The organism is Kitasatospora sp. LaBMicrA B282 (genome assembly GCF_050325825.1).
Lineage (GTDB): Bacteria > Actinomycetota > Actinomycetes > Streptomycetales > Streptomycetaceae > Kitasatospora.
Genome location: NZ_JBNQTI010000173.1, coordinates 1 through 17,376, shown reverse-complemented (window position 1 = coordinate 17,376; position 17,376 = coordinate 1). Strand labels below are relative to the sequence as shown.

At 74.4% G+C, this 17,376-nt stretch carries 15 protein-coding genes; 6 read left to right on the top strand and 9 right to left on the bottom strand.

Translation table 11 applies throughout. From position 1 onward, the window contains the following. Together ACQRUO_RS32600 and ACQRUO_RS32595 are read right to left on the bottom strand one after the other, a co-directional pair. On the bottom strand, nucleotides 1-643 hold a 643-nt coding region (locus tag ACQRUO_RS32600), incomplete at its 3' end, for a DUF5682 family protein (RefSeq protein ID WP_428319734.1). A 92-nt stretch (nucleotides 644-735) separates the two neighbouring features. Then, nucleotides 736-1,842: an ATP-binding protein gene (locus ACQRUO_RS32595; protein ID WP_428319733.1), complete on the bottom strand. Its 1,107-nt coding sequence runs from the start codon at nucleotides 1,840-1,842 to the stop codon at nucleotides 736-738. Between the two features lie 70 nt (nucleotides 1,843-1,912). Here ACQRUO_RS32595 and ACQRUO_RS32590 point away from each other — a divergent pair, with 70 nt between their 5' ends. The 3 genes from ACQRUO_RS32590 to ACQRUO_RS32580 are packed head-to-tail and all read left to right on the top strand — an operon-like array spanning nucleotide 1,913 to nucleotide 5,521. Then, nucleotides 1,913-2,341 carry a Uma2 family endonuclease gene (locus ACQRUO_RS32590; protein WP_428319732.1) on the top strand — a complete coding sequence of 143 codons (429 nt, stop codon included), beginning with the start codon at nucleotides 1,913-1,915 and terminating at the stop codon, nucleotides 2,339-2,341. A 34-nt stretch (nucleotides 2,342-2,375) separates the two neighbouring features. Continuing rightward, on the top strand, nucleotides 2,376-3,761 hold the full coding sequence (locus ACQRUO_RS32585) for an SWIM zinc finger family protein (protein ID WP_428319731.1): 1,386 nt from the start codon (nucleotides 2,376-2,378) through the stop codon (nucleotides 3,759-3,761). Further along, entirely contained in the window at nucleotides 3,758-5,521 is a 1,764-nt protein-coding gene (locus ACQRUO_RS32580; protein ID WP_428319730.1) for a DUF5691 domain-containing protein, read from the top strand. Before ACQRUO_RS32585 ends, ACQRUO_RS32580 begins: the two co-directional genes overlap by 4 nt. Before the next feature lie 100 nt (nucleotides 5,522-5,621). Here ACQRUO_RS32580 and ACQRUO_RS32575 read toward each other — a convergent pair whose 3' ends face one another. The 6 genes from ACQRUO_RS32575 to ACQRUO_RS32550 form a co-directional block, all read right to left on the bottom strand. Then, nucleotides 5,622-6,029 (bottom strand): cobalamin B12-binding domain-containing protein, encoded by a 408-nt coding sequence (locus tag ACQRUO_RS32575; protein ID WP_428319736.1) that lies wholly within the window; start codon nucleotides 6,027-6,029, stop codon nucleotides 5,622-5,624. Between the two features lie 127 nt (nucleotides 6,030-6,156). After that, the gene (gene pcrA / locus ACQRUO_RS32570; protein ID WP_428319729.1) at nucleotides 6,157-8,775 is read right to left on the bottom strand and encodes a DNA helicase PcrA; all 2,619 of its coding nucleotides are present in this window, start codon (nucleotides 8,773-8,775) and stop codon (nucleotides 6,157-6,159) included. Between the two features lie 93 nt (nucleotides 8,776-8,868). Then, nucleotides 8,869-10,398: a glycosyltransferase family 39 protein gene (locus tag ACQRUO_RS32565; RefSeq protein WP_428319728.1), complete on the bottom strand. Its 1,530-nt coding sequence runs from the start codon at nucleotides 10,396-10,398 to the stop codon at nucleotides 8,869-8,871. Between the two features lie 144 nt (nucleotides 10,399-10,542). Next, nucleotides 10,543-11,721, bottom strand: coding sequence for an acyltransferase family protein (locus ACQRUO_RS32560; RefSeq protein WP_428319727.1), 1,179 nt, complete (start codon nucleotides 11,719-11,721; stop codon nucleotides 10,543-10,545). A gap of 173 nt (nucleotides 11,722-11,894) precedes the next feature. Further along, on the bottom strand, nucleotides 11,895-12,593 hold the full coding sequence (locus ACQRUO_RS32555) for a LuxR C-terminal-related transcriptional regulator (protein WP_428319726.1): 699 nt from the start codon (nucleotides 12,591-12,593) through the stop codon (nucleotides 11,895-11,897). After that, the gene (locus tag ACQRUO_RS32550; protein WP_428319735.1) at nucleotides 12,586-13,944 is read right to left on the bottom strand and encodes a PspC domain-containing protein; all 1,359 of its coding nucleotides are present in this window, start codon (nucleotides 13,942-13,944) and stop codon (nucleotides 12,586-12,588) included. Before ACQRUO_RS32550 ends, ACQRUO_RS32555 begins: the two co-directional genes overlap by 8 nt. Nucleotides 13,945-14,257: 313 nt before the next feature. Between ACQRUO_RS32550 and ACQRUO_RS32545 the strand changes: the two genes are divergently transcribed. The 3 genes from ACQRUO_RS32545 to ACQRUO_RS32535 all read left to right on the top strand — a co-directional run bounded on the left by ACQRUO_RS32545 (nucleotide 14,258) and on the right by ACQRUO_RS32535 (nucleotide 16,948). Continuing rightward, nucleotides 14,258-14,977 carry an SGNH/GDSL hydrolase family protein gene (locus tag ACQRUO_RS32545; protein WP_428319725.1) on the top strand — a complete coding sequence of 240 codons (720 nt, stop codon included), beginning with the start codon at nucleotides 14,258-14,260 and terminating at the stop codon, nucleotides 14,975-14,977. A 121-nt stretch (nucleotides 14,978-15,098) separates the two neighbouring features. After that, nucleotides 15,099-16,745: a PspC domain-containing protein gene (locus ACQRUO_RS32540; RefSeq protein ID WP_428319724.1), complete on the top strand. Its 1,647-nt coding sequence runs from the start codon at nucleotides 15,099-15,101 to the stop codon at nucleotides 16,743-16,745. Further along, nucleotides 16,742-16,948, top strand: coding sequence for a hypothetical protein (locus tag ACQRUO_RS32535; RefSeq protein WP_428319723.1), 207 nt, complete (start codon nucleotides 16,742-16,744; stop codon nucleotides 16,946-16,948). The genes ACQRUO_RS32540 and ACQRUO_RS32535 overlap by 4 nt, the downstream gene beginning before the upstream one ends. Nucleotides 16,949-17,007: 59 nt before the next feature. Here the strand turns inward: ACQRUO_RS32535 and ACQRUO_RS32530 are convergent. Beyond that, a partial coding sequence (locus ACQRUO_RS32530) for a ubiquinol-cytochrome c reductase iron-sulfur subunit (RefSeq protein WP_428319722.1) occupies nucleotides 17,008-17,376 on the bottom strand: 369 nt, incomplete at its 5' end.

Below are 17,376 nucleotides of genomic sequence, written 5' to 3'. Positions count from 1 at the left end.
CCGGCGCGCCCGGCGCGGCTCCGGCGGCGTCCGCGGCGCCGCCCGGATGCGCGCTGGGCGAGCCCGGCGTGCCGACGTCCGTGCTGCGCAGCACCGCCATCGCCTCGGCCACCGCCGCGAACGGCGCCAGCGGGTCGTCGCCGGGCAGCCGGTGCTCGACCACGTCCTCCCACCACGCCTCCGGGTCGGCGTGCCCGGCCGCCGCGGCGAGCCGGGTGATCGGGTCCACCGAGCCGCCGGCCGGCACTCCGGCGGCCGGCCCCGCGCCGGGCCGGTCCGCGCCCGTCCGGTCGGCGGCCGTCCGACCCACGGCCGTCTGCAGCGCGAAGGTGCTGCCGGCCGGCAGGTCGATGAACCGCACGGGCACCTGGTGCGCCAGCGCGTGCCGGATCGCCACCCACTCGGGTGAGAAGGCGGCGAACGGCCAGCAGGCCGCCTGCGCCGGGTCGGCCGCCGCGTGCGCCAGCAGCGCCACGGGCGGTTCCATGTCCTGCTCCGCCGCCAGGCCGATGATCTGATCGGCCTCCGGCGGTCCCTCGATCAGCACCGCGTCCGGTCGCAGCGCGGTCAGCGCGGCCCCCACCGCGCGGGCCGAGCCCGGTCCGTGGTGGCGTACCCCCAGCAGGGTCACCTCACCAGTCATGTCCTCCCCCTTGTCCGTTCCCGGTGTCGTCGAGCCGGTCCTGCACGTTGCTGGATCCGTTCAACTCCCCTTTCTCGATGGCCGCCTGACGATCAGTCGGCCAGGTCCCGAGCGGCCTGGTAGAAGTCCTGCCAGCCCGCCCGGTCGCGTAGCACGCCCTCCAGGTACTCCCGCCAGACCACCCGGTCCGCGGGCGGGTCGCCGAGCACCGCCCCGAGCACCCCGCCCGCCAGGTCGCCGGGCCGCAGCACACCGTCACCGAAGTGGACAGCGAGAGCCAGGCCGTTGGTGACCACCGAGATGGCCTCGGCGGTGGAGAGCGTGCCGGTCGGACTCTTGACCTTGGTCCGGCCGTCGCTGGTGACGCCGTCGCGCAGTTCGCGGAAGACCGTGACAACCCGTCGGATCTCCTGCGCGCCACCCGGCAGCGCCGGCAGGTCCAGCGCCCGGCCGAGCTGGCCGACCCGCCGCTCGACGATCTCGACCTCCTCGTCGAGCGTCGCCGGCAGCGGCAGGACCACCGTGTTGAAGCGGCGGCGCAGAGCGCTGGAGAGTTCGTTGACCCCGCGGTCCCGATCGTTGGCGGTGGCGATCACGTTGAACCCGCGGACAGCCTGAGTTTCTCCGCTCAACTCCGGTATCGGCAACGTCTTTTCCGACAGCACGGTGATCAGCGCGTCCTGCACGTCGGCCGGGATCCGGGTCAGCTCCTCGATCCGGACGAGCTTGCCCGCGGCCATCCCCCGGAGCACCGGCGAGGGCACCAGCGCGGCCCGGCTCGGACCGTTCGCGAGCAGCTCGGCGTAGTTCCAGCCGTACCGCACCGCCTCCTCCGGGGTCCCCGCGGTGCCCTGCACCAGCAGCGTGGAGTCCCCGCTGATCGCCGCCGCCAGGTGCTCCGAGACCCAGGTCTTGGCGGTCCCGGGCACCCCGAGCAGCAACAGCGCCCGGTCGGTGGCCAGGGTGCCGATCGCCACCTCGACCACCCGCCGCGGCCCCACGTACTTGGGGGTCACCAGCGTGCCGTCCGGCAGCTCGCCGCCCAACAGGTAGGTCGCCACCGCCCACGGGGACAACCGCCAGTGCGCCGGGCGCGGGCGGTCGTCCTGCGCCGCCAACGCGGCCAGCTCACCGGCGAACGCCTCCTCGGCGTGCGCCCGCAGCACCTCGCCGGCGGCCTGGCTGGGCACGGTCGTCATCGGACGGTCTCCTTGGGATCGGCACCCCGGGGCAGCACGATGCCCGGGACGGCAGCGGTGATCGGGTGGAGTGATCGGCACGTGGCAGCCGGGCGCGGCGCACCGGCGACGGGCAGCGGCACGGCCGCCGCGGACGGACCTCATTCCCGTCCGACCGACAGGAACAAGTCTGCCGGGGTGCACTGACAATCGGCGCCCGCCCGAGTCCCCGTTCCACTCGTTCATCCGGAGTGCGATCGCCAGCCGTTTCGTCGAGAGCATCTCCTCCGACCGGGACAGCGACTACGCCAAGAAGCGGGCCTGGTACGCGCTCAGCGGCATCCCGTTGTACGCGATCATCGACCCCAACGACGGCACCTGGGAGCTGCACTCCGACCCGCACGGCGGGGACTACCGGGTGATCGCGCACGGCACCTTCGGCGAGGGGATCGAGCTGCCCGCGCCGTTCCTCCTCACGCTCGACACCTCGGCGTTCAAGGTCTATCCGCCCAAGGCCTGAGGGCCTGTCAGTCCCTGCTCCTAGCGTTCCCGGTATGGAGGAACGCTGGAGCACCGAGCAGATCCTGGCCCTCGCACCCGACGCCGCCGGGCGGGCGGCGGCCGGGCAGGCGGGCGTGGTCGAGCGGTGGGGGGCGGTGGGGGTCGGGGCGGGCCTGCTCTGGGGGGAGCACCGCGGGAGCGGGGGTTCGCCGTACCGGACCGTGGTGCGGCTGGCCGGGCCCGGGTTCCGGTGCAGCTGCCCCAGCCGGCGGCTGCCCTGCAAGCACGCGCTCGGGCTGCTGCTGCTCTGGCGGGCCCAGCCCGCGGCGGTGCCGGCGTCAGCCGAGCCGCCCGCCTGGGCGCTCGCCGACCCACCCGACGACGCCGGCGACGCGCTCGCCGATGACCACACGACCGCCGACGACGAGGCGGCGCGCCGGCGGGTCGTGCAGCGGGCCGAGCGGCGCGCGGCGCGGGTGGCCGCGGGGGCCCGGGAGTTGCGGCTGCGGCTGGCCGACCGGGTGCGCCGGGGGCTGGCCGAGCCGGGCACCGACGGGGCCGAGCTGGCGGCCCGGATGGTCGATGCCCAGGCCCCCGGACTCGCCGCCCGGGTGCGGGAGTTGGCGGCGCTGCCGAGCGAGGAGCAGCTGGCCGGGCACGCCCTGCTCGACCTGCTGGCTGCCGGCTACCTGCGGCTCGCGGAGCTGCCCGGGCCGCTGGCCGACACCGTGCGGACCCGGGTGGGCTTCACCGTCGACCGCGCCGAACTGCTGGCCGGCCCGACGGTGCGCGACCGGTGGCTGGTGCTGGGCAGCCGGGAGGGCAGCGACGGCCCGCTGACCACCCACCGGGTCTGGCTGCTCGGCGCCACGACGGGCCGCACCGCCCTGCTGCTCTCCTTCGACCGCCCCGATCGCTTTGACCGCCCCGACCAGCAGCCGGAGCCCCGGCTACCGGTGGGCGGATCGGTCGACGCCGAGCTGGCCTTCCACCCCGGCGCGCTGCCGCTGCGCGCCGTGCTCGGCCCCCGGTACCCGGCATCGGCCCCGACCCCGGCCCCTGGGACGCCCCCGCAGCAGCCGCCCGGCGCCCCAACCGGCCTGGGCACCCGGGAAGCCGCCGCCGCCTACGGCGAGGCGGTCGCCGCGGACCCGTGGACGGAGGCCTGGCCGGTGCTGCTGGCCGCCGTGGTCCCGGTGCCCACCACCGACGGCTGGCTGCTGACCGACGGCGCGGGCGCCCTGCCGCTGATCCCGCCCCGCCCCGCCGGTGCCGCCCGGACCGCCGGTGCCGACGCGGCGCCCTGGCGGCTGGCGGCCGTCGCCCAGGGCCGCCCGGTGACCGTCTTCGGCGAGTGCGGCCACCGCGGCTTCACCCCGGTCACGGTCTGGGACGAGCTCGGCCGGCCCACCGACCTGACCCGGCAGGAGGCCGCATGACCGTCCCCGCCCGCCCCGAGCCGGACCACCTGGGGGACCACCAGGCGGCCGACCGGCCGGACCAGGACGCCGAACTCGCCTACTGGGCCGCCCTGGAGAGCACCGCGCTGCTCGGCACCGACCGCCGCGCGCTGCCCGAACCGGACGGCTCGCCCGCCGCCGTGGCCGCCGCCGACGCGGTCGACCGGTCCGACCCCGCCACCGCCCTGCTCGAACTGGCCGCGCTGGCAACGGTGCGCCGCCGGGCCGGGCTGCTGCCGCGCCCCGCCGTCCGCCCCGCCCAGCCGCCACCGCGGGACCACCGCCCGGAGCTGCCCGCACCCGCCGCCCGCCGGCTCTCCGTGCTGCTGGCCGGCCGCACCGGCGCCGGCCCGGGCCAGGCCAACCTCACCGAGCTGCTGCCGCAGTGGCTGGCCACCGCCCGCGAGCGCGGCTACCGCCCGCCCGCCGCCCAGGTGCCGGCGCTGCTGACGGCCGCCCGCAACCGCAGCGAGCTGCGCGGCGACGTGGCCGCCCTGGTCGGCCCGCTCGGCCGCTGGCTGGCCGAGCGCAACCCGGACTGGCGCTACCTGCTGCGGACCGTCGGCGCGGACGGCCCGACCGGGACGGACCGGATCTGGAGCGAGGGGCTCTTCGCCGAACGGGTGACCCACCTGACCCGGCTGCGCCGGCGGGATCCGGCCGCCGCGCTGGCCCTGCTGGCCGGCAGCTGGGCCGCCGAACGGGCCGAGGACCGGCTGCTCTTCCTGGACGCGTTGCAGGAGGGCCTCTCGCTCGCGGACGAGCCGTTCCTGGAGGCGGCGCTGGCCGACCGGGGCAAGAACGTCCGGGCCACCGCCGCCGAGCTGCTCTCCACGCTGCCCGGTTCGGCGCTCGGCCGCCGGATGGCCGAGCGCGCGCTGGCCGCGGTGCGCCGGGCGCCGGACGGAGCGCTGCTGGTGACACCGCCCGCCGCCTGCGACGCGGCGATGCAGCACGACGGGATACCGCCACTCTCGCCGACCGGGCGGGGCGAGCGGGCCTGGTGGCTGGCCGAGGTGCTGGCCGCCACGCCGCTCGACACCTGGACCACGGCCTTCGGGCTCACCCCGGCCGAGCTGCTGGCGTTGCCGGTCCACGAGGCCGGCCCGCAGGGGCGCGAAATCGGACCGCAGGTGCACGAGGCCAGCCCGCCGGTGCACGAGGCCGGCCCGCCGGTCCGCAAGGTCGGACTGCCGGCGCCCGGAGTGGGCCGGCCCCGCCCGGGCGGCGAGCCGGAGGGCCCCTGGCGCGCCGAACTGCACGAGGCCTGGGCCCGGGCCGCCGTCCGGCAGCGCGACGCCGACTGGGCCCGGGTACTGCTCGGCCCGGCACCGCGCACCGCCGGCGCGACCCCGGTCGCCGGGGCGCCGGCCCGGCTGCTGGCGGTGCTGCCGCCGGCCGAGCGGGCCGCCTGGACCGCGGCCTTCCTGCGCGTGCACGGGCCGGGCGACGCCTTCCAACTGCTCGGCGCCTGCGCCACCCCGTGGACCCCGCCGCTGAGCACCGCGGTGGTGGCCGCCCTGGAGCGGGCCGCCGCCGCGGGGTCCTACCCGTGGAACCACAGCGGCGTGCTGGGCCTGACCGAGCGCTCGCTGGCGCCGGCCACCGCGCCCGCGGTGGCCGCGCTGGCGGCCGGTGCGGCCCCGGACACCGCGTGGGCCGAGACCTTCGCCCGGCTCGCCGCCACGCTGCGGTTCCGCGCCGCAATGCTGGCCGAGCTCACCGGGGACCCCACGTGAGCGGGGTCCCCGGGCGAGCTCAGGACCGCCTACGCCCAGGACCCCGCGTGAGCCGCGGCCCCGGCCCCGCAGGCCCCGCAGGCACCGCGTGCGACTCGGCTCAGCCGGCCGCGCGCAGGTTGGCCTCGACCCAGGCCACCACCTCGCTGGTGGGGGTGCCGGGGGTGAAGATGTCCGCGACGCCCATCGCCTTCAGCTCGGCGACGTCCTCGTCCGGGATGATGCCGCCGCAGAACACCTTGATGTCCGCCGCGTCCCGCTCCTTGAGCAGCTCGATCACCCGGGCGCAGAGCGTCATGTGGGCGCCGGACAGGATGGACAGGCCGATCCCGTCCGCGTCCTCCTGGATCGCGGTGTCCACCACCTGCTCGGGGGTCTGGTGCAGGCCGGTGTAGATCACCTCCATGCCGGCGTCGCGCAGCGCCCGCGCGATCACCTTGGCGCCGCGGTCATGACCGTCCAGCCCCGGCTTGGCGACCACCACCCGGATCGGGCCCGACACACCCATCACTGCCTCCACGTCAACCACGCTGTTAACCGGCACTAACTGCCTAAGGGAGGTTAGCGCGCCATCCGTTCGACCGGCTACAACTTCCGGCCACCGTCCCGCGGCGGCCGGAAGCCGAGGCCGCCCGCTACAGCTTCTCGACCGGCGCGTAGCGCAGCAGCAGCACCTTGCGCCCGGCCGAACCGAAGTCGATGGTCGCCTTCGCGTTGTCGCCGGCTCCCGCGACCTCGGCCACCGTACCCAGGCCGAACTTGTCGTGGCTGACCCGGTCGCCGACCGCCAGGCCCACCACCTCGCGCTCGGTCACCGTCCGCGACGAGGAGCGGCCCCAGCCCGCCTTCGGCCCCTGCGCGCTCAGCCCGCCGCCGAACGAACCGCCGGACGAGGAGGACGAGGAGCGCGAGCCGCCCGAGAAGCCGCGGGACGCCGGCGCCGCCTTGGCGACCGCGCCCTTCCACTCGACCAGCTCGGCCGGGATCTCCTCCAGGAACCGGGAGGCCGGGTTGTAGGCCGGCTGTCCCCAGGCGCTGCGCAGCACGCTGCGGGTCAGGTAAAGGCGCTGCCGGGCCCGGGTCAGCCCGACGTAGGCCAGCCGGCGCTCCTCCTCCAGCTCCTTGACCTGGCTGAGCGCCCGCATGTGCGGGAAGATCCCGTCCTCCATGCCGGTGAGGAAGACCACCGGGAACTCCAGCCCCTTGGCGGTGTGCAGGGTCATCATGGTGATGACGCCCTGCCCCTCCTCGTCGTCCGGGATCTGGTCGGAGTCGGCGACCAGCGCCACCCGCTCCAGGAAGTCGGCGAGCGAGCCGACCGGCGGCGCGCCCTCCTCCCCGGCGTCGGGGCGCTCGCCCGGGTCCTGCTCGTACTCCAGCGCGACGGAGGCCAGCTCCTGGAGGTTCTCCACCCGGGTCTCGTCCTGCGGGTCGGTGGAGGCCTGGAGCTCGGCCAGGTACCCGGTCTCCTCCAGCACCGCCTCCAGCACCGCGGCCGGCCCGGCCCCGGACTCGACCACCAGGCGCAGCGAGGCCAGCAGCTCGTTGAACCGCTTGACCGCGTTGAGCGAGCGGGACGCCATCCCGTAGGCCTCGTCCACCCGCAGCAGCGCCTGGGCGAAGGAGATCCGCTCGCGCGCGGCCAGTGCCTCGACCATCGCCTCGGCCCGGTCGCCGATGCCGCGCTTGGGCACGTTGAGGATCCGGCGCAGCGGCACGGTGTCCTCGGGGTTGGCCAGCACCCGCAGGTAGGCCAGCACGTCGCGGACCTCGCGGCGCTCGTAGAAGCGCACCCCGCCGACCACCTTGTACGGCAGGCCGACCCGGATGAACACCTCCTCGAAGACCCGGGACTGCGCGTTGGTCCGGTAGAAGATCGCCACGTCGCCGGGCCGGGCGTCGCCGGCGTCGGTGAGCCGGTCGATCTCGTCGGCGATGAACTGCGCCTCGCCGTGCTCGTCGTCGGCGACGAAGCCGGTCACCTTCTCGCCGTGCTCGCCCGCGGTCCAGAGCTTCTTCTCGCGCCGGTTGGCGTTGCGCTCGATCACCGCGTTGGCGGCGTTCAGGATGGTCTGGGTGGAGCGGTAGTTCTGCTCCAGCAGGATCGTGGTGGCGTTCGGGTAGTCCTCCTCGAACTGGAGGATGTTGCGGATGGTGGCGCCGCGGAAGGCGTAGATCGACTGGTCGGCGTCACCCACCACGCAGAGCTCGGCGGGCTCCAGGTCCACCAGGGCGGCGGCCGCCGGGTTGACCAGGTCGCCGTCGACGGTCCGCTTGGGCGCCGAGCCCGCCGCCCCGCCGGTCAGCTCGCGGACCAGGGTGTACTGGGCGTGGTTGGTGTCCTGGTACTCGTCGACCAGGATGTGCCGGAACCGCCGCCGGTAGTGCTCGGCCGCGTCGGGGAAGGCCTGGAGCAGGTGGACGGTGGTCATGATGATGTCGTCGAAGTCCAGCGCGTGGGCTTCGCGCAGCCGGGACTGGTAGAGCGTGTAGGCCTCGGCGAGCTTGCGCTCCATCGGGTTGGCGGCCTGCGCCGCGTAGGCCTCCGGGTCGATCAGCTCGTTCTTCAGGTTGGAGACCTTGGCGCTGAACGACTTCGGCGGGAACTGCTTGGGGTCCAGGTCCAGGTCCCGGCAGACCAGCGACATCAGCCGCTGCGAGTCGGCCGAGTCGTAGATCGAGAAGTTGGAGCTGAAACCGAGCCGCTTGCTCTCCCGGCGCAGGATCCGCACGCAGGCGCTGTGGAAGGTGGAGACCCACATCGCCTTGGCCCGCGGGCCGACCAGCTGCTCGACGCGCTCGCGCATCTCGCCGGCCGCCTTGTTGGTGAAGGTGATCGCCAGGATCTCCCCCGGGTGCACCCCGCGGGCGCCCAGCAGGTGGGCGATCCGGTGGGTCAGCACCCGGGTCTTGCCGGAGCCGGCGCCGGCCACGATCAGCAGCGGCGAGCCGGCGTGCAGCACCGCCTCGCGCTGCGGGTCGTTCATTCCGTCCAGCAGCCGGGCCGGGTCGATCACGGGGCGGTGCGCGCCGTTGCGGTAGTAGGCGTCGCGCTCGTCCTGGGCGGCGAAGTCGGTCTGGAAGAGGTCGCTGGGGATCTCCTCCTCGTCACCGCCGTCGGGGCCCTCGTGGTGCTCCGGGTAGTCCTCCGGCGGAGGCTCCTCGGCGAAGTCGACGGGCAGCGCGTCGGCCGCGGGCTTCGCCTCGAAGGACTCGAAGCCGGGCAGCGGGAGGTCGTCAAAGAGGCTACTCATGGCCCTTCGAGTTTATGGCCCGGCGCTGACAGAACCGGCCCCTCGGGCGGAATCCACCCGGACCGGATGACCGGCGCACGGCCCGGGAGTCCGTCAGCCGCCCTGCGCGTCCTTGCGCTCCAGCAGCGCGACGGTGAGCTGCCGGACCTGCTGGACCTCGACCGGCTCGAAGACCGCCTTGAGCGCGGCCACCTCGCGCGCCGGCAGGTTGGCGTACGGGTCCTTGCCGTCGGCGTCGCTGTAGGTGACCACCCAGACCCGCTGCACGTCGCCGATGCAGGCCGCCGGGTCACCGCACTCGACCGCGTACAGGTCGTCGTTGCGGACCTCGGACCTGGCCGCGAAGATGTCGACCGGCTCGACCTGCCTGGGCAGGTAGTACCTCATCGCCAGGTCCAGCATCATGAAGGACTTGCTCCCGCGGTCCGGCACGATCGCGTCACCGGGCCGGTAGCCCTGGGCCACGATCGCGGCCGCACCCTTGTCGTCGACCGACTCGTGCGAGCCGACCCCGCGCAGGCCCCGCTGGTCGGTGATGCCGAGCAGGGCGGTGCCGACCACGAAGACCACCGCCATCACCACCCGCGGCCGCAGCGCGGTGATCGCGGCGGCGGACAGCACGCACCAGGCCGGCACCGTGAAGAGCACGTAGCGGTCCAGGAAGTACGAGGTGGAGCCCTGCGAGATCAGGTAGATCGCCGCGATCGGCAGCGCCGCGATCATGCCGGTCTCCACCGCGCGGCGGCGGTCGGTGCTCCAGGCCAGCGGGAGCACCGACATGGCCAGCACGATCCCGGCCACCAGCGGGGAGAAGAACAGCCCGGACCACAGGGCCGGGAAGGACTGCATGTCGGGGGTCACGATCCAGGAGATCTGCCGGCCCACCTGCTGCCGGCCCAGCACCGCCAGCGGGACCAGCGGCAGCAGGCCCAGCGCCACGGCGACCGGGAAGCGCCGGATCACCCGGCGCTCGCCCGAACGCCGCCACCGCAGCACCAGCACGATGGCGTGCGGCAGCAGGAAGACCACCGAGATCAGGTGGAAGAGACCGGCCCCGGTCACGCAGAGGGCGTAGCCGGCCCACCGCCACCAGGTCGGGCGCTCCAGTGCGCGCAGCAGGGTCAGCGTGGCGGCGGACACCATCAGCACCACGAAGGCGTAGCCGCGGACCTGCTGCGAGTAGAGCGAGATCGAGGGGACCAGCGCGAACAGCAGTCCGGCGATCAGCGCGGTCCACCGGTCGAAGAGCCGGCGCCCGATGAACACCACGAGGACGGCCGAACCCGCCATGGCCAGCGCCGCGGGCAGCCGCAGCACGGTCGGCGAGTCGCCGAGGAGCCCGATCCAGAAGTGCAGCAGCAGGTAGTAGGCGCCCGAGACCGCGTCCACGTTCTTCAGCATGTCCAGCAGCTCACCGGTGCTGCGCGAGGCCGCGCTCCACGAGGCGAGTTCGTCGCGCCACAGGGTGGGGCGCCCGATGCCGCGCAGGCCGAATCCGAGCGTCAGCAGGGCCGGCCAGAGCCAGAGCGTCCGGTCGAACCGAGTCCGCCAGGCCGACGGGGCCGGCCGGTCGTCCGGCGCCGCGGCGATGGTCGGATGGTCGGCCACGACGGTCTCGGTCATGCCTGCCCCCTTCGGTGGCGCGAGATCTCGGGGTGGACGAGCGGTCCGGTGCCCGAACGTGGACCAGCATAGTCGCGTTGCGCAGTCGCCCGGACACCAAACGTGAGCACGGGCCGGGGCCCGCTCGGGGCCCTGCCCGGGGTCCTACTCGGCCGCTCCGTCGCGCCGCACCTGGGCGAAGGCGGCGTCCAGTTGACGCTTCATCAGCGGGCCGAGCGGGCGCTCGACGAAGCGGTGCACCAGGTAGGCGGCGACCAGCATGATCGCCAGCGCCAGGAAGAACGTGGGGTACGGCGCCAGGTGCGGGCGCAGCCGGGTGATCAGCTCGAAGCCGATCTCCTGGTGCAGGAGGTAGAGCGGGTAGGTCAGCGAACCGGCGACGGTCAGCCACTTCCAGCGGACCCGGTCGAACCAGCCGAGCGCGGCGCCGCCGACCAGCGCGAAGGCGGTCGCGACGTACGCCATGGTCAGGTACCAGGACAGGTGGTGGTGGGTGCCGTACTCGTAGCCGCCGACGATCCCGCGCATCCGGTCCTGCGCCATCAGGAAGCTGTAGATCACCAGCCCCCACAGGAGCAGGTTCGGCTTGAACCGGTACATCAGGTACATGGTGGTGCCGGCGATGAAGTACCAGCAGTAGTCGGGCTGGACGAACATCTCCAACAACGGGACGTCCACCGCGGAGCAGACGGTTCCCAGGAAGGCCCAGATGCCCAGGAAGCCGACCACCCGACGGTAGCTCAGGCCCCAGATCAGCAGCACGCCGAAGAGCACGTAGAAGCGCAGCTCGGCCCAGAGCGACCAGTACACCGGGTCGATGTTGTCCACGCCCATCGGCGTGTTGGCCATCGTCAGGTTGGTCAGGATCCGGGACGCCGTGGGGCGGTGGGTGTCGTCTCCCCAGATCGTCGGGGCCAGCCGCAGCACCACGGTGGTGACCAGCACCGCGAACCAGTAGGCCGGGAAGAGCCGGACCAGCCGGGAGGTGACGAAGTCCCCGATCGAGCGACCCCAGCAGGACATGCAGATGACGAAACCGCTGATCAGGAAGAACAGTTGCACGCCGGTCCAGCTGTAGGCGCCGATCAGGTGCCCCAGCGGCATCAGCCGGGCCGTGTCACCGTGCCAGACGCCGGGGAAGCGCTGGACGCCCATCCAGTGCCAGCAGAGCACCCCGATGGCGGCCAACAGGCGCATTCCGTCGAGCACGTACAGGCGCGGACGCTTGGACTTCTCGGGCTTGGACACCGCGGATCCGGGCGCTTGTGCCCGGTCGCGCTGAGGCCCGTCCAGCTGTTCCTGGGCGGCTACGGTCGTAGGCATCAGGTGGGAGGTCCTCGGGTCGGGGACGCAGGCATCCCCCTCCCACCGGCAGCGGTGCCGGGCGAAGGCGGGGCGAGAGAAGCGTACCAATCGGCAGACCCACTTCTCCCGAATGCCCCCCGTTCGTGGTATTTTCGGAATTTTGACCGAATTGACCCGGATCCCGGCTGCGCTCAGACCAGCCGGCGCGCCGTCGCCCAGCGGGTCAGCTCGTGCCGGTTGCTCAGCTGGAGCTTGCGCAGCACCGCCGAGACGTGGCTCTCCACCGTCTTCACCGAGATGAACAGCTGCTTGGCGATCTCCTTGTACGCGTAGCCGCGGGCGATCAGCCGCAGCACCTCGCGCTCGCGCTGGGTCAGCCGGTCCAGGTCCTCGTCGACCGGCGGGGTGTCGGTGGCGGCGAAGGCGTCCAGCACGAACCCGGCCAGCCGCGGCGAGAAGACCGCGTCCCCGTCGGCGATCCGGAAGACCGCGCTGACCAGGTCGCCGCCGGTGATGGTCTTGGTCACGTAGCCGCGGGCACCGCCGCGGATCACCCCGATCACGTCCTCCGCCGCGTCCGAGACGGAGAGCGCGAGGAACTTGACCCCGCCCGGCTCCCCCATCACCGCGGTGGAGCGGCGCAGCACCTCGACCCCGCCGCCGCCGGGCAGGTGCACGTCGAGCAGCACCACGTCGGGGCGGGTCTCGGCGACCACCCGGACCGCCGACTCCACGTCGTCCGCCTCGCCCACCACGTCGATGCCGGTGACCTCGGTGCGGCCGATCTCGGCCCGCACCCCGGTCCGGAACATCCGGTGGTCGTCCACCAGTACCACCCGGGCCACGCGCTCGGGTCCCCCGCCGGTCCCGGCGGCAACAGCGTCAGTCATCAGCAGCTCTCTCCATCTCCAGCTCGACCTCGGTGCCGCCGTCCGGCGCGGGCCGCACCCGAGCGGTGCCGCCGTTGCGCTTCATCCGGCCGATGATCGACTCACGGACGCCCATCCGGTCCTCCGGCACGGTCTCGGGGTCGAAGCCGGGGCCGTGGTCGCGCACGAACACCGACACCGTCCTCCCCTCCACCTCGGCGTAGACCTGCACCGGTCCCCCGCCACCGTACTTGGCGGCGTTGACCATCGCCTCTCGCGCGGCCTGCATCTGCGCGGCGATCCCCTCGTCCATCGGGCAGTCGCCGACGCAGACCAGCTCGACCTGCACCCCGTGCCGGTCCTCGACCTCGGCGACCACCTCACGCAGCCGCTCCGCCAGGGTGTCCGGGGCGGCCTCGGCCGCCGCCTCCGGGCGGTACAGCCACAGCCGCAGCTCGCGCTCCTGGGCCCGAGCCAGCCGCTGGACCTCCTTGGGGTCCTCGGCCCGGCGCTGGATCAGGGTCAGCGTGTGCAGCACCGAGTCGTGGATGTGCGCGGCGATCTCGGCCCGCTCCTGGGCCCGGATCCGCGCGGTCCGCTCGGCGCCGAGGTCCTGCCACATCCGCAGCGCGTAGGGGCCGGTCAGCACCAGCACGCCGGCCAGCACCGCGAGCGAGGCCTCGATCACCGAGGCGACGGTGGAGCCGGTGCCCTGCAGGATCAGGAAGGTGATGATGCCGATCGTCACCAGCAGCACGCCGGCACCGACCCGGGCCAGCGCCACCCGGCGCTTGCCGCCGCCCTCCAGGCCGAACCAGCGCTGCCAGCGCGAGTCGTCGGCCTGCCGCCAGACCAGCGCGACGCCGACCCCGATCGCCAGCAGCGGCCAGGCGTACGGCGGCGAGGACTGCAGGTGCAGCACGTTGAGCAGCGCCATCACGCCGATCACCAGCATCAGCAGCGCAGCCAGCTGGCCGAGGTTCTGCCGGCTGGCGGCGCCGCCGGGCCGGGGCGCACCGGCCGCGCCAGCCGCCATCGGCTCGCCCTGGAAGGTGCCCTGCAGCAGGTCGCGCAGCCGGCCCAGCCGGCCGCCGGCGTGCTCCTTGTGCAGCGGGTCCGGCTGCGCGCCGGTGCCGGCCGGCACGAACTGGCCGTTCGACCAGACGTAGCCCGCGGCCGGGCCGTGCGGCGCCGGCTCCCCGATCCCGATCGGCACCACGAACCAGAAGGCCGCGTAGAGCAGCACCCCGATCCCGTTGGCGAAGAAGAGCAGCACGAAGGCGGCCCGCACCCAGGTGACCGGCAGCCCGAGGTGGACCGCGAGGCCGTGCGCCACGCCGCCCAGCATCCGCGAGTGCGGGCTGCGGTACAGCTTGCGGTAGGGCGGCCGGGCCGGGTCCGGGGTCGGCTCGGCACCACCGGACGGCGGGCCGTCAGGGGTGATCGCCGTGGGGGTGGTCACGGTGGGGTCGGGTTCGGTACCGGGGGCTGCCACGCCACCGATGGTCACACGTGCGCGGGTGCCCGCGCATCAGGGTCCGTCCCTAGGGTTCGCCCGGGGTTCCCGGCCGACGTCCGCTGCCGTCCGGAGGAGCGGCTGAGCGTGTCACCCCGGCACTTCGTTGATCATATGACCTTCCTATCGCACCGTGACTGACAGAGCGTCACACACCGGGAGGTAGGTCATGAAACGGATCGTCTCCACCTTGGTCGCCGCGGTCCTCTCCGCGAGCGCCGTCCTACTGGCGAGCGCGCCGCCCGCCGCGGCCCGGACGCACCGGACGGTGCTCCGGATCATGCCGCTGGGCGACTCCATCACCGTGGGCGTCGGCAGCACCCACGACACCGGCTACCGGCTGCCGCTGTGGCGGCTGCTCGACGGGCAGGGCCGGATCGACGCGGTCTTCGTGGGTTCGCAGCGCGACGGCGCCTTCCCCCAGCCGTTCCACGAGGGCCACAGCGGCTGGATGATCAACGACATCCGGGCCCGGGTGGACGGCTGGCTGCGCACCCAGCACCCCGACGTGGTGCTGCTCCACATCGGCATCAACGACCTGGACCGCGCCCCCGGCTACCGGACCCAGGCCGCCGACCGGCTGCGGGCGCTGCTGGACCGGATCTACGCCGACCGGCCCGGCGTCACCGTCCTGCTGCTCGGCCTGATCCCCAGCACCCCCGGGCTGCAGCCGGCCGTGCGCCGCTTCGACGAGCAGGCCCGGTCACTCGAACCGGTCGAGCAGGGCCGCGGCCGGCACTTCAGCTACGTCACCCCGCCCGCGCTGACCGCCGACGAGTTCGCCGACCGGCTGCACCCCGACGACCGCGGCTACCGCCGGCTCGCCGAGGCCTACTACACCGGGCTGCTGGCCGACGTGGGCCGGCGCTGGATCGCCGGCACCGGCTGACCCGGGGAGCCGGGCGACGGGCCGCGCGAGCACCCCCGACCCCGGCTCTCAGGGACAGATCAGGGTTCGAACCGGGCTGATCCCCATCCCGCTCGCGGCGCGGAACCCGCAGGATGGAGCCATGACGGAGGAGCAGAGCGCGGCCGAGGACCAGCGGGCCGCCGACGAGCAGTCCCGCTGGGAGGACGATCCCCAGCAGGAGGCCGGGGGCGGCCGGCCGCCGCTGGTCCGCGACGAGACCCACCGGGTGGTCGCCGGGGTCTGCGGCGGCCTCGGCCGCCACCTGGACATCGACCCGGTGGTCTTCCGGGTGGTCACCGCGGTGCTCTGCCTGACCGGCGGCCTGGGGCTCTTCCTCTACGGCCTGGCCTGGCTGATCGTGCCGACCGAGCACCCGGACGGCAAGCACGGGCGCACCGAGCTGCAGCGGGTGCTCACCGGCCGGGTGGACGGCCAGTCGATCGGCGCGGTGCTGCTCACCGTGATCGGCACCGGGGTGTTCTTCTCCTGGATGGGCAGCGGCGACTCGGTCTTCCCGCTGCTGCTGCTCGGCGCGATGGTCTTCTTCGCGGTGCGGTACGACCCGGAGCGGCGCCGCCGCGCCCGCGGACTCGGCCGGCCGGCCCGCCCCGGCGGCCCCTTCGACCGGCCGACCGGTCCGGGGCTGGGCCTCGGGTTCGGCGGCCGGAGCACCGGCACCGAGGGCGGCAGCGCCTCGCCGCTGAGCGACTGGAAGACCTGGCGGCGCGACTTCCACGAGGAGTGGGCCAGCCGCAAGGCGGACTTCCACGAGGAGTGGGCGACCCGGAAGGCCGAGCTGCGCGAGGAGTGGGCCGAGCAGAAGGACCGGATGCGCGAGGAGTGGGCGGACCACGCGGCGGCGGGCAAGGTCGACCTCGGCAAGCACCAGCGCGGCGCGACGGCCGGCGAGGCCCCCGCCGACAGCCCGGCCGACGCCCCCCGCCCCGGTCGCACCGGCTACCTCTGGGACCCGCGCCACCCCGAGCGCAACCCGTACGGCACCGGGCCCGGCACCCCGCCCGACGCCCCGACCCAGGCCTGGTGGCAGCGGACCGACCTGCCGGCCGGCGACCCGCTGCGCAAGGCCGGCCCGGTGCCGACGCGGCCGGCCGCCCCGGTGCGCCGCGAGCGGCGCCCGCGCTCGGTGCTCGCGCCCTTCGGGCTGCTGCTCTCGGTGGGGGTGGCCTGGCTGGTCTGGTCGCTCAACGGCGCGCTGGCCGGCACCGTGCTGCTCTCCGTCACGCTGGCCACCGGGCTGCTCTGCCTGGGCCTGACCATCATGCTCGGCGCGAAGTTCGGCCGGGCCCGGGCGCTGGCGGTGCCCGCGCTGCTGGTCACGCTGGTGCTGGCGGCCGTCGGCAGCACCGCCGGCTCGGCCGGCCTCGGGCTCGGCGACCGGAGCTGGACCCCGCAGAGCGCGGGCGCGGTCAACCCGCAGTACCAGGCCGGCCTCGGCAACGCCCGGCTCGACCTGACCGCCGTGGACCCGGCCGGCGGCACGGTGACCACCCGGCTCCGGCTCGCGGCCGGCGACGCCTTCGTGGTGCTGCCGCCCGACGTCGCGGTCGACCTCGACCTGCACACCGTGGCCGGTGACGTGCTGATGCCCGGGCAGGACCGGCACGGCAACGTGGGCGAGCACCTGATCGAACACCTCGACCCGGTGGGCGGCACGCCGGCCAAGGGAACCATCGACCTGACCGTCCAGGTCGGTCTCGGCGAGATCCACGTGGAGCGTCAGGGATGAAGAAGCACCGGTTCGACCTCTTCTCGTTCCTGGCCGGCGGCCTGTTCACGGCGCTCGCCGTGGTCTACCTGGTCGCCGCGCTGAACGGGCTGTCGGTGAACGGACGGATCGTCATGCCGATCGCCTTCATCGTGCTCGGCGCCGCCGGGCTGGCCGGGGCGGTGGCGGCGATGTCCCGCCGCGGCCGCGGACCCGACGCCTGAACCGGCCCGACGCCCGACCCGGCCCGACGCCCGACCCACCGGGGCAACCGGCCCGCGGCTCAGGACTGCAACGGCCCCAGGTCCAGCCGGTCGCCGTTCCTGGTGACGGTGTACCTGGGCAGCGGCTTGACCGCCGGGCCGTTCAGCACCGCGCCGGTGGCGGCGTCGAAGAGCGAGCCGTGGCACGGGCAGCTGAGCTGCCCGTTCCGGGGCGCGTTGACGGCGCAGCCGGCGTGGGTGCAGACCGAGGAGAGGCCGCAGTACTGGCCCGCCTTGGGCTGCACGATGTAGACCGCGTCGCCGCTGGCCGGGTCGGTCACGGTGGCCGAACCGCCGACCGGGACGGCCGTCACCGGCACCGAGGCCTTGCCGCCGCCCCCGCCGGCGCTGCCGCCGGCGCCCGGCGCGGGCGTGCCGGCCGACCCGGG